General features: G+C 73.1%; 12 protein-coding genes. 5 read left to right on the top strand and 7 right to left on the bottom strand.

Features of this window, described 5'->3' with window-relative positions; genetic code table 11:
* Positions 1 to 254 precede the first annotated feature (254 nt).
* The 5 genes from VFZ70_09260 to VFZ70_09280 form a co-directional block, all read right to left on the bottom strand.
* Entirely contained in the window at positions 255 to 500 is a 246-nt protein-coding gene (locus VFZ70_09260; protein ID HEX6255985.1) for an SDR family oxidoreductase, read from the bottom strand.
* Entirely contained in the window at positions 440 to 1,123 is a 684-nt protein-coding gene (locus VFZ70_09265; GenBank protein ID HEX6255986.1) for an SDR family oxidoreductase, read from the bottom strand. The genes VFZ70_09260 and VFZ70_09265 overlap by 61 nt, the downstream gene beginning before the upstream one ends.
* A 288-nt stretch (positions 1,124 to 1,411) precedes the next feature.
* Complete coding sequence (locus tag VFZ70_09270) at positions 1,412 to 2,947, bottom strand: benzoate-CoA ligase family protein (protein HEX6255987.1); 1,536 nt, start codon at positions 2,945 to 2,947, stop codon at positions 1,412 to 1,414.
* Between the two features lie 157 nt (positions 2,948 to 3,104).
* On the bottom strand, positions 3,105 to 4,001 hold the full coding sequence (locus tag VFZ70_09275; GenBank protein ID HEX6255988.1) for an LLM class flavin-dependent oxidoreductase: 897 nt from the start codon (positions 3,999 to 4,001) through the stop codon (positions 3,105 to 3,107).
* A 19-nt stretch (positions 4,002 to 4,020) separates the two neighbouring features.
* Positions 4,021 to 6,258: an FAD-dependent monooxygenase gene (locus tag VFZ70_09280; GenBank protein ID HEX6255989.1), complete on the bottom strand. Its 2,238-nt coding sequence runs from the start codon at positions 6,256 to 6,258 to the stop codon at positions 4,021 to 4,023.
* 123 nt (positions 6,259 to 6,381) lie between these two features.
* Here VFZ70_09280 and VFZ70_09285 point away from each other — a divergent pair, with 123 nt between their 5' ends.
* Genes VFZ70_09285 through VFZ70_09305 form a run of 5 tightly spaced genes read left to right on the top strand, consistent with a single transcriptional unit; the run spans position 6,382 to position 10,735 of the window.
* A complete protein-coding gene (locus tag VFZ70_09285; protein HEX6255990.1) occupies positions 6,382 to 7,530 on the top strand; it encodes an acyl-CoA dehydrogenase family protein in 1,149 nt (382 codons plus the stop codon).
* Positions 7,527 to 8,285, top strand: coding sequence for an SDR family NAD(P)-dependent oxidoreductase (locus VFZ70_09290; GenBank protein ID HEX6255991.1), 759 nt, complete (start codon positions 7,527 to 7,529; stop codon positions 8,283 to 8,285). The genes VFZ70_09285 and VFZ70_09290 overlap by 4 nt, the downstream gene beginning before the upstream one ends.
* Before the next feature lie 23 nt (positions 8,286 to 8,308).
* A complete protein-coding gene (locus tag VFZ70_09295) occupies positions 8,309 to 9,133 on the top strand; it encodes an enoyl-CoA hydratase family protein (GenBank protein ID HEX6255992.1) in 825 nt (274 codons plus the stop codon).
* A 2-nt stretch (positions 9,134 to 9,135) separates the two neighbouring features.
* Entirely contained in the window at positions 9,136 to 9,552 is a 417-nt protein-coding gene (locus VFZ70_09300; protein HEX6255993.1) for a Rid family hydrolase, read from the top strand.
* Positions 9,545 to 10,735 carry an alpha/beta hydrolase gene (locus tag VFZ70_09305; GenBank protein ID HEX6255994.1) on the top strand — a complete coding sequence of 397 codons (1,191 nt, stop codon included), beginning with the start codon at positions 9,545 to 9,547 and terminating at the stop codon, positions 10,733 to 10,735. Before VFZ70_09300 ends, VFZ70_09305 begins: the two co-directional genes overlap by 8 nt.
* Before the next feature lie 145 nt (positions 10,736 to 10,880).
* Here VFZ70_09305 and VFZ70_09310 read toward each other — a convergent pair whose 3' ends face one another.
* Positions 10,881 to 11,276 (bottom strand): CBS domain-containing protein, encoded by a 396-nt coding sequence (locus VFZ70_09310; protein ID HEX6255995.1) that lies wholly within the window; start codon positions 11,274 to 11,276, stop codon positions 10,881 to 10,883.
* Entirely contained in the window at positions 11,276 to 11,497 is a 222-nt protein-coding gene (locus VFZ70_09315) for a hypothetical protein (protein ID HEX6255996.1), read from the bottom strand. Before VFZ70_09315 ends, VFZ70_09310 begins: the two co-directional genes overlap by 1 nt.
* Between the last annotated feature and the right edge of the window lie 239 nt (positions 11,498 to 11,736).

Here is an 11,736-nt window from a genome sequence, read left to right on the forward strand (position 1 = left end):
GGACTGCCCGACGGCGGTATCGGCACGGACCCGTCCACGGCCGCCGGCCCGCGCGTCACGGACCACAAGGGCAGCGGGTCATGACGGTCGAGGACGGCGCGCGCGGACGGCACGTTGCACCTGCCGCGAAACAATGCTTGCGGCGGCAGCGCGGAGCGGTCGAGTGTCGTGGTGGTCAGGGCCTGAAGCTCTGCTGTGCCCGGTCCTCGCTCCTGGCCGGCTACCGCCTGACCGCGGTCCGAGAAACGGCGTGGTCAGCCGTTGATCACCTGGCCGCCGTTGGGGTGGAGCACCTGCCCGGCGATGTAGGAAGCGTCGTCGGAGGCGAGGAAGACGTAGCAGGGCGCGACCTCGTCGGGCTGCCCGGGGCGACCCATCGGCGTGTTGCTCCCGAACGACTCGACCGCGTCCGGCGGGAACGTCGCCGGGATCAGCGGCGTCAGATCGGCCCCGGCGCGACCGCGTTGACACGGATGCCCCTGCCGATGACCTGCTGCGATAGCGCACGCGTGAACGCGACGATCGCACCCTTGGTCGCGGAGTAGTCGACCAGCATCGGGTTGCCCTGGTAGGCCGTGACCGACGTCGAGTTGATGATGGACGCGCCCTCGCCGAGGTGTGGCGCCGCCGCCTTGACGAGGTGGAACATCGCAAAGACGTTGGTCCGGAACGTGCGCTCCAGCTGTTCGGTCGAGATGTCGGCGATGTCATCGCTGACATGCTGCTCGGCCGCGTTGTTCACGAGGACGTCGAGCTGGCCGAACTCATCGACCGTCTGTTGTACGACGTCGGCGCAGAAGGCCTCGTCGCCGACATCACCGGCGACCAGCAGGCAGCGGCCCCCTTCGTCCTCGACCAGGCGCGCGGTGTCCTTGGCGTCGTCGTGCTCCTCGAGGTAGACGACCGTGACATCAGCGCCTTCGCGGCGAACAACACGGCGACCGAGCGTCCGATCCCGCTGTCGCCGCCCGTGACGATGGCGATCCTGCCATCGAGGCGTCCGCTGCCGCGGTGTTCGCGCCCGGCGATATCTGGCTCGGGTCGCATCTTGTGCTGGCGGCCGGGCTGGGACTGGCGCTGCGGAGGATTGCCCTGGCTCATGGGATGCCCTGACGTCGATGATCGGGCGCGCAGGTTTCCACCCGCTGGCAACGACAAACGGTGCCCGGCGTCATTCACCGTCACCGAGCGAACGAGTCGGCTGTGCGCCGGCGGTCCATTGGCGTCTAGCGCTCACGACGCGTCTGTCCGGTCCCTTGGATCGACGTGATCTCCGCCGGCCCGGTCGCGTTGGTCGGCAACTCAGCGGCTGTCGGGTCGCCGTGTGGTCCCGATCTCCACCGGGCCTGGCGTCATGATCGCGGCGACGGCGCGAACCGATCACCATCAGGCCCGGCGCACGGCGTACCATTCATCCCGCCGCGGCCTGCCGCTTGAGTGCGCCGCGATCGATCTTGCCCAGGTGCGTGCGTGGGAAGTCGTCGAGCACCACCACGCGCCGCGGGTGCTTGTATGGCTCGAGGCGGTCGAGCACCCAGTGCTGCAGCTCGTCGGCCAGGTCAGCGTCGGGCGACGATGCGAGGACGAACGCGACCGGCTTGACCAGGCCGTCGGCGTCGGTCGCGCCGACCACCGCACACTCGACGACGCGGTCGTGGGTCAGCAGGCAGCTCTCGACCTCGGCGGGCAGCAGCCAGCGACCCTTGACCTTCAGCGCGTCGTCACCGCGCCCGATGTACGTCACATAGCCGTCGGCGTCCGTGACGATGAGATCGCCGGTGACGACCCATTCGCCGCGGAACACCTGCTGGGTTGCGGCCATGTTCCGCCAGTAGGCGGTGGCCCGGGACCCGCCGCGCACCCACAGCCGGCCGACCTCACCCGGCGGCAGCCGGCGTCCCTCGTCGTCGCGCACCTCGACGTCGTAGCCCGCGACGGCCCTGCCGAGCGTGCCGGGGCGGACGTGACCGGGCTGGTTGGTCACGAAGACATGCCACATCTCGGCCGTGCCCAGCCCGTCGTACAGCTCGACGCCGAAGGTCCGCATCCACCGTTCGTACAGCGACGCGGGCAGCGCCTCGCCCGCCGACGTGGCGAACCGCAGGCTGGACAGGTCACGTCCGTCCAGCGGGTGGTCGGCCAGCGCGGCGATCATCGACGGCACATTGACCAGTACCGTCGCACGGTGCCGGTCGATGCGGGCGAACAGCCCCTCGGGGGTCGGCCGGTCGCCGAACAGCACGGCGGAGCCGCCGACGGCGAACGGGAAGAACAGCACGGCGCCGAGCGCGTACCCGAAGTACAGCTTGGGCACGCCGATGGCGATGTCGTCCGCGCGGTAGCGCATCGTCTGCCGGGCGTAGCGTTCGGCCGCATTGGCGTAGGACCCGTGGCGCTGCACGACCGCCTTGGGCCGGCCGGTCGTGCCGCCGGAGAACAGCCAGATCGCGGGATCGTCCCGGTGGGTGACGACGGCGTCGAGCTCGTCGGCGACGTCCATCGTCGCGAACGTCATGTGTCGACCACCGTCACCGCCGGCGACCAGCAGGCGCGGTGCCGGCTCGCGGCTGCCCTCCGCCGCCTGCTCGAAGGTGGTGACCGCGGACGGTGAAACGACGGCCACGGGTGCGCGGCCGTGGTCCAGGATCGCGCGCAGGCCATCGACCGGCAGGGCCGGGTTGACCATGACGGCCACCGCACCGAGCTTGAGGACGCCGAACAGCGCGCCCACGAACGCGGCGCCGTCGGGCAGAGCGATCAGCACGCGCTCCTCGGGTCGGACGCCCAGCTGGCGCAGGGCGTTGCCGTAGCGGCAGGCGAGCCGCTCGGTCTCCGCGTACGTGCGCGTGCCGTCGTCGAGGCGCAGCGCGACCTGGGCGCCATGCCCCTCGCGCACCCGGTCTCCCAGGAAGTAATCCGCGATGTTGAGCCATTCGCCGGCTGTCATGGCGCACCTCACGCGTCGACCCACCGCATCGTAGGACGTCCAGGGAGGTCTGGTGAGCGCGCGGCCGGCGGTGGGGCGAACGTCGCGGCCCGGACGACGCCGCGACGTGCTCCACCCGCGCAACGGTCAGTGCGACGCGGCGACGTGGTCAAACCGGTCAGCGGTCCAGCACGTCGGCGAGGCGGTCGAGCTGCGACAGGTCGCCGGTCGCCGGCAGCAGGACCAGGTGGTCGCAACCAGCGTCGGCGTAGCCCTCCACGAAGGCGCGGACCTCCAGCGGCGTGGTCAGCAGCCCGTCGGCGATGCGGCTCGCGAACGCGCCGGTGAAGGCGTAGTAGTCGAGCAGGAGGTCACGACCGACCTGGGCGGCGTCGCCGAGCGCGTAGTAGCCCTGACCCCACAGCTGCGGCTGTCCCGGCCGGCCCGCGTCGGCCCAGGCGGCGCGGGCCATGACGGCGGCCGAGGCGAACGCGCGGGGCGGCCCGCCGCCGTGGACGTAGCCGTCCGACAGCCGTGCCATCCGCGCGAACGCCGGGCCGCTCGCGCCGCCGACCAGGATCCTCGGCGCCGGCCGCGGCGCACCCGACGGCGTCACGCGTCCGTCCTCCCACAGCGCGCGCAGGGCGGTCAGCTGGTCGGTCAGCCGCTCGCCGCGTGGCTGGCCGGCGACCCCCGCCGAACCGGGGGCGGCCGGCACACCCGACCGGCCGCCCCCGGAGAAGAGCTCGTTCTGCTCGTAGTCGTCGCCCCGCGCGCCGATCGCCACGCCCAGCGTCAGGCGTCCACCCGACAGGGCGTCGAGGCTGATCACCTGCTTGGCCAGCGTCGAGCGCTCCCGCAGCGGTGCGATGAGGATGCAGGTCACGAGCTCGACGCGACTGGTCACAGCCGCGGCCGCGGCCAGCGACACCAACGGCTCGAGGTTGTCGTAGACGATCCGGTCGACGGTGCCGACGCTGGCGAACGGGCCGTCGTCGGCGCGGCGTGCCCACTCGACCACCGTGGCCGGGTCGACCCCCGGCACCGCGGTGGGCAGTCCGACCCCGACGTCCATGGCCGATCCCTTCGCTGTCCTAGGTCCTGTCGGTGTCCGCTCGGTTCGCCCGTAGCGCCGCGAGCCACGGCGGCTCGACGGGCAATGGCCGTCCTACGATCACCAGATCTGCCATGCCCGCCGCGAGCAGGTGGTTGGCCTGGGACAACGTTGGGACGCCACCCGACGCGATCGTGCACACGCCCGCGCGGTTGCGGAGCAGGTCGCTCCACCGGGCATCGTAGACACTGCCGTAGTCGGGACTGGCGTGTGCTGTGGTCTGGCCGGCGACGACCCGCAGCACGTCGACGCCGTGGGCGGCCAGGGCACGCGCGATCTCGACGGCGTCGTCCTCGGCCAGCCCGCCGCGCTGCAGGTCGCTGGCCGACACGCACACCGACAGGGGTCGCCCGACCGGCCATGCGGCCCGTACGGCGTCGACGACCTCCAAGGGGAACGTCAGACGTGCCGCGACGTCGCCGCCCAGCTCGTCGTCGCGGTGGTTGGTCAGCGGCGACAGGAACCCGGCGAGCAGGTAGCCGTGCCCCGCGTGGACCTCCAGCAGGTCGAATCCCGCGTCGGCGGCCAGCTGGGCGGCGGCGGCGAAGTCCGCCACGATCTCGGCCCGACGCCGCGCGTCCAGCGCGTGGGGCACGGCGCTGACGGTCGTGTACGGCACCGCCGAGGCGGCCACGAGTGGCCAGGCGCCCGCGCGCATCGGCAGGTCGACGCCCGCGTCCCGCGGCCGCGTGGCGCCGCGTGCGCCGGCGTGCAGCAGCTGCGCACCGAGGGCGGTGTCGGTGGCGGCGTGCAGTTCGGCAGTGACGTCGGCCCAGCGTCGCGTGTGCGCGTCGGTCCACAGCCCTGGGTCGCCGCGGCTGATGCGCGCGTGCGCCGAGACCGCGACGTGGTCGAGGACGACTGCGCCCGCGCCGCCGAGCGCCGCCCGACGGTACGCGTCGACCAGGTCGTCGGTGGGCGTGCCGTCGCCGGCGCTGCGCTGGTCGGGTGTGACGGTCAGCACGGTGCGGTTGGGCAGGCGCCGCGCCGCGACCTCGACGGTGGTCAGGGCCGGGGGTGGCGGCACGACCAGCGCGACGTCGTGAGCGCCGCGGCCAGCCTCCTCCGCGAACCAGCGCTCCACGGCCAGCAGCAGATCGGGGTCGCGGCGGCGGATGTTGTCGTAGTCGATGCGGTCGCTTCGGGTCAGCAGCGAGTACGCGAACTGCGGGGCGGGCAGCCCCCAGTACCGGTGGTAGCGGGCGAACCAGTCGAGGCTCTCGGAGGCGGCCTGCTGCACGCGCTCGACCGCGGGACGCCTGACCGCCTCGTACTCGGTGAGCGCGGTGTCGAGGTCGTCGCAGCGTTCGACCGCGCCTGCCAGCGCGATCGCGTCCTCCAGCGCCAGCTTCGTGCCCGACCCGATCGAGAAGTGTGCGGTGTGCGCGGCGTCGCCGACGAGCGCCACGCCGTCGTGGCGCCACGTCGCGGTGCGTACTGTCGTCCAGTCGAGCCACCTGGAGTTGTTGCCGATCAGCTCGTGGCCGCCGAGGTCGTCGGCGAACAGCTCGGACAGGTAGGCGATCGAGTGCGCATCGCTGCTCCCCGGCGCGAGCGCGGCGGCGTCGACGGCGTCCAGGCCCGCCGCCCGCCAGGTGTCCCGCGACGTCTCGACGATGAAGGTGCTGGTGGTCTCCGAGAACGGGTAGACATGTGCCTGGAACAGTCCGTGGTCGGTCTCGGTGAAGATGAACGTGAACGCGTCGAACGGCCGGGTCGTCGCGAGCCAGATGTAGGTGCTGCCCTCGACCGTCAGCCGCGGCACGAAGACGTCCCCCCAGGCCCGGCGGACCGTGCTGTTGACCCCGTCGGCGCCGAGCAGCAGGTCGGCGCCGACGCGCAGCGGCTCCGGGTCGTCGATCTGTGAGCGGAAGCGCACGTCGACGCCGAGCTCGACCGCGCGCTGCTGCAGGATCGCCAGCAGCCGGTGGCGCGACACCGCCGCGAAGCGGTTGCCGTGCGCGCGCACCCGCGCACCCCCGTAGCGGATCTCGACGGGGTCCCAGCGTGCGCACTCCCGCAGGATCCGCGCGTGGCTGACTGGGTCGGCGTCGGCCAGCTCCGACAGGGTCGCCGCCGAGAACACGACGCCGAAGCCGAACGTGTCCTCCGGAGCGTTGCGCTCGTGGACGGTGACCGCAATGCCGGGATCGGCCCGCCGTAGCAGGATCGCGGCGTACAGGCCGGCCGGTCCTCCGCCGACACTGATGACCCGCACGCCACCTCACCTGCCCGTCGCCGCCGTCGCCCGACCGATCGGATCATGCCAGCAGATCCGATACGATCGCACGACCCACCTCACGAGCGAGGTCGATGTGCGGACCGTTGACGGCGGCATGCGTTGCTGAGCGACGAGCACCGCCGGCTGCTGGCCGACACCCGCGTGCTGGCCCGTGACGAGCTGGCGCCGATCGTTGCGCAGGGGCCTCCGGGGCGGGTCAACCGCGACCTGCTTCTCGCGTTGGCCGACCACGGGTTGCTGGGGCGCCTGTACCCGGCAGAGCTCGGCGGGGATGCGCACGCCCCGCCGTCGGCGACCGAGCTGTGCGTGCTTCGCGAGGCGATCGCGGCAGCGGCGCCGACCGCCGAGACGACGTTGGCCGTCCAGGGCCTCGGGTCGTACCCGATCCTGCAGTCCGGCGGCGATGCGGTGCGCTCGCGGTGGATCCCGGGGGTCGCAGCGGGGCGCGCCGTCGCGGCGTTCGCGCTGACTGAGCCGAGTGCCGGGTCGGACGCCGCCGCGCTGGAGCTCCGGGCCGAGCCCGACCGCGGCGGCTACCGGCTGACGGGCACCAAGACATGGATCTCCCACGCCCCCGACGCCGACGTCTACACGGTGTTCGCGCGCACCACCCCGGACGCCGGCGCGCGCGGGGTCACGGCGTTCGCGGTCGCCGGTGACGCCGACGGGGTGACCGGCACGCCGCTGGAGCTGCTGGCCCCGCACGCGATCGGGACGCTGGAGCTCGACGGCGTGCAGGTGACGGCCGACGGCGTGCTGGGCGAGGTCGACGGCGGCTTCGCGGTCGCGATGCGCACGCTGGACCTGTTCCGTCCCAGCGTCGGCGCGGCCGCGGTCGGGATGGCGCAGGCCGCGCTCGACGCGGCGCTCGACCACGCGGACCGGCGCACCGCGTTCGGACGGCCCGTGCGTGCGTTCCAGGCGATCTCCCACCAGCTCGCCGACATGGCCACCCGCCTGCAGGCGGCGCGGCTGCTGGTCTACGACGCGGCCGCCGCCCACGACGCCGGCGCGGGCAGGGTCACGCGTCAGGCGGCCATGGCCAAGCTGTACGCCACCGAGATGGCCCAGTTCGTCGTCGACGCCGCCGTCCAGATCCATGGTGCGTCCGGCCTCCAGCGCGGCCACCTGCTCGAAGAGCTGTACCGGGAGGTGCGGGCGCTGCGCATCTACGAGGGCACGTCGGAGATCCAGCGCTCGATCATCGCTCGCGAGCTGTACCGCGACCACCCGGGGGACCGGCGGTGACCCGGCGGCGGGCGCTGGTCACCGGTGGCAGCCGCGGCATCGGCCGGGCGATCGTCGAGCGCCTCGCCGCCGATGGGGTCGACGTCGTCGCCGTCGGGCGCGACCGGCGCGCGCTCGACGACGTCGCCGCGGCGGTCACGGACTGCGGCGGGAAGATCGAGGCCGTCCGCTGCGACGTGACCGACGAGGACGCCGTCGCGGAGCTGTTCGCCCGTGTCGGGCCGGTCGACGTCGTCGTGCCGAACGCAGGCGTCTCGGCGTCGGCGCCGGTGCACCGCACGACGCTGGCGGACTGGGACCGCCAGCTGCGGGTCAACGCGACCGGGGTGTTCCTGACGACGCGGGCCGCGCTGCCGGCGATGCGCGAGCGCGACCACGGCCGCATCGTCGTCGTCGCCTCGGTTGCGTCGCTGCACGGCGCCCCGTACATCTCGGCGTACGCGGCGTCCAAGCATGCCGCGCTCGGGTTCGTGCGCAGCGTCGCCGCCGAGGTCGCGGGGACCGGCATCACCGCCAACGCCGTGTGCCCCGGCTACGTCGACACCGCGATGACCGACCGCAGCGTCGCGAACATCGTTGCACTGACCGACCACGACGACGCGGCCGCGCGCCGCCTGCTCGAGCACCAGCAGCCACTCGGCCGTCTGATCACACCCGACGAGGTCGCAGCCGCCGTTGCCTACCTGGCGTCCGACGACGCCGCTCCCGTCAACGGCCAGGCGCTCGTGCTCGACGGCGGGGGCATCCAGCACTGACGACCGACCGGGGAGGCAACGACGTGACGTTCCGGGCCAGCGCCCCGCTCACGCGCGAGTGGGCGCACTTCGAGCTCGACATCGACGCAGGCGTGGCGACCGTCACGTTCGCCCGGCCCGAGCGGCTCAACGCGTTGACGTTCGAGGTCTACGCGGACCTGCGCGACCTGCTCGCCGAGCTGCCGGCACGTGACGACGTCGCCGTGCTCGTCGTGACGGGCACCGGACGGGGGTTCTGTTCCGGCGGTGACGTGCACGAGATCATCGGCGCCCTGCAGCACGCCGACACCCGCGACCGGTTGGAGTTCACGCGCATGACCGGCGCGGTGCTGCAGGCGCTGCGCGAGGTCCCGCTGCCGGTGATCGCCGGCGTCAACGGTGTCGCCGCCGGCGCGGGCGCGGTCATCGCGCTCGGCGCTGACCTGCGCGTGCTCTCGCGCTCGGCCTCGCTGCAGCTGCTGTTCACCCGCGTCGGCCTTTCGGGCGCCGACATGGGCATCGCCTACCTGCTGCCTCGCATGATCGGGTTGGCGCGCGCGACGCAGCTGCTGCTGCTCGGCGACCGCGTCGACGCCGACACGGCGCTCGAGTACGGGCTGGCGACCAGCGTCGTCGACGACAGCGACCTGGCGTCGGCGGTCGCGATGCTGGCCCGCACGTTCGCCGACGGTCCCACACTGGCGTACGGCGCGACCAAGGCGCTGCTGACCCGCGAGCAGGACATGGGGCTGCACGCGGCGGTCGAGACCGAGGCGCTCGTGCAGGCGCTGCTGATGGGTTCTGCCGACCACGCCGAGTTCCACGCGGCGTTCACGCAACGCCGCGACCCCGAGTGGACCGGACGTTAGCGATGGCGGAGTCGCCGCACGAGATCGTGAACCCGCCGACGCTGCTGCCGCCGACCGGCTTCTCGCACGCGGTCGTCGCCGCACCGGGGCGCACCGTCCACTTCGGCGGGCAGACCGGCCACCGCGGCGACGGGTCGCTGCCCGACGGCCTGGCCGCCCAGTTCGACCAGGCCGCGGCGAACCTGGCCACAGCGCTCGCCGCGGTCGACGCGGGGCCCGAGCACCTCGTGTCGTTGCAGGTGTTCGTGACCGATGCCGGGGCGTACCGGGCGAACCTGCACGCCCTCGGCGCTGCCTACCGGCGACGCCTCGGTCGCCACTATCCCGCCATGGCGCTGTTCGAGGTGTCGCGGCTGTTCGACGTCGACGCCCTCGTCGAGCTCGTCGCGGTCGCGGTCGTTCCCGACGGCGATGGCTGAGGCGTCCACGGCGCCCGTGTACCTGGTGGCGCGGACAACCGACGAGACGGTCGCGCTGCCGGAGCGCTGCGCGGCGTGGGCGGCGCGCACGGGCGCCGCGGTCGACGTGGTCGGCCCGGTCGCCGGTGCGGACCTGCGCCGCCTGTTGCAGCGCGACCGCTACGCGGGCGCGGCGATCGAGATCGCGCCTGTGCGCGACGACGACACACTCGCGGCGGCGGTCGCTCGCGCGCCGTTCCCGGTCGTCGCCGTCACCCGCGGCGCGCCGTCCGGCGCTCCCGACGCCGCCGACGCTGCCTGCGCCGCCGCGTTCGCAGGACGTGGGACCGGCGGCTTCCTGTGGGCGCTGTGGCACCTCCACGCCCTGCACACGCACCCGCCCCGCACGGTCGCGTACGGCGACGATCCCGCGCACCTCGGCGACCTGCGCCTACCCGCCGGTGACGCGCCCGCCGCCGCGGTCGTGCTGGTGCACGGCGGGTTCTGGCGCCACGAGTGGGGCCGCGACCTCATGGACGGGTTGGCGGTCGACCTGCCGGCGCGCGGCTACGCCACCTGGAACGTCGAGTACCGTCGCGTCGGCCCGACCGGCGGTGGGTGGCCGCACAGCGCCGACGACGTCGTGCGCGCCGTGACCGCCCTCCCGATGCTCGCCGGCGACCGTGTGGATCCCGCGCGGGTCGTGCTGCTGGGACACTCAGCGGGGGCACAGTTGGCGTTGCGCGCCGCCGCCCACCTGCGCGACCGCGGGCTGACGCCAGCGTTGGTGCTGGCAGCCGCCGGGCTGCTCGACCTGGACGCGGCCGCGCGCGCCGGCGTCGGCTGGGGCTCCGTCGAGGCGTTCCTGGGCGGAGGACCCGACGAGGTCGCCGCGGCCTATGGCGCCGCGGCGCCGATCGCCCACCTGCCGCTCGGCGTGCCGCAGGTCCTCGTGCACGGTGACGCCGACGCCCACGTGCCCTTCGATCAGAGCGCGGCGTACCGCGACCGGGCGAGCGCCGCTGGGGACGCGGTCGAGCTCGTGCCGCTGCCCGGCGCCGACCACTTCGCGGTGCTCGACCCGACCTCCGGCGCGTGGGCCACGACCGTCGCCGCGCTGGCACTGCGATCACCACCGCGGGCAGGTCTCGATGACGACCGTGGAGCGCACGGCGACCGGGAGCCGCCTCCGCCCGCCAGATGACCGACGGCCGACAAACGGCTCGAGCAGCGGACAGTCATCGATCCCGCCACTGGGCGGGCGCGCCGTGGGAACGGTGCGAAACCGGTGGTGGTCAGCGGCGCGATCGGGGCGTTCCCGGCAGCCTGACGAGCGTTCTACACGGTGCCTATCGTGCCGGTCGACCACGGTGCAGGTGCATCCGGTCGCTGAGGATGTCGCGCAGGCTTACGATCCCTTGCAGCTTGCCGCGTTCAGTGACGGGCAGGTGACGGAAGCCCTGGCTGATCATCGTCTCGGCAGCGTCGTCTGCTTCTGTGTCGCCCGACGCCGTCACCGGATCGGGCGTCATCCAGTCGCGCACCGTCGACGTCGACAGGTCAGCCCGCCGCGCGGCGGCTCGCAGAACATCGCGTTCGGTGAAGATGCCGGTGAGAGTGCCGCCCGCCATCACGACCACCGACCCGAAACGGCCGCGCACCATCGCCTCGGCCGCCTCGGAGACCGTGGCATCGGCGGTCACGGTGTGCACCGACGTGGTCATGAAGTCCTTCAGCGCCGTCATCAGCCGCTGCCGCCCAACTCGTGCACCTCATCGTCGCTGGTCGGCATGGCCGACGGCATCTCGAGGTCGGCGTTCAGCTGCCGCCACAGCGCCCCGGACCAGCGGCCGAGCGCCGGCCACTCGCGCCAGAACACGTGCAACGTCGCAGCGTCGAGTTGTTCGGCGGCGTCGTCGGCGGTCAGCTCAGTGGCGACGCCGCGCAATGTGTCAAGCGCCTGCATCAGCGCTGCCCCAGGATCACGCATACGGTCCGGTTCTAGCACGGGTTCGCTGCAGCCAACAACCGGAACGTGAGATCGGGTCGGGTCTCGGTGGCTGCCGCCGTCGACGCCAGCGCACCCTGTTCAGGCTGCGGCTGGGCGCCGGGAGTGGCCGAAGTACATCAGTTCCCAGATGGCGTCATCGGTGTGCTGCTCGAGCTGGGTGCCGGATCTGAACACGGTGACGGTCATCGGACCGG

Source organism: Euzebyales bacterium, from assembly GCA_036374135.1.
Taxonomy (GTDB): Bacteria; Actinomycetota; Nitriliruptoria; order Euzebyales; family JAHELV01; genus JAHELV01.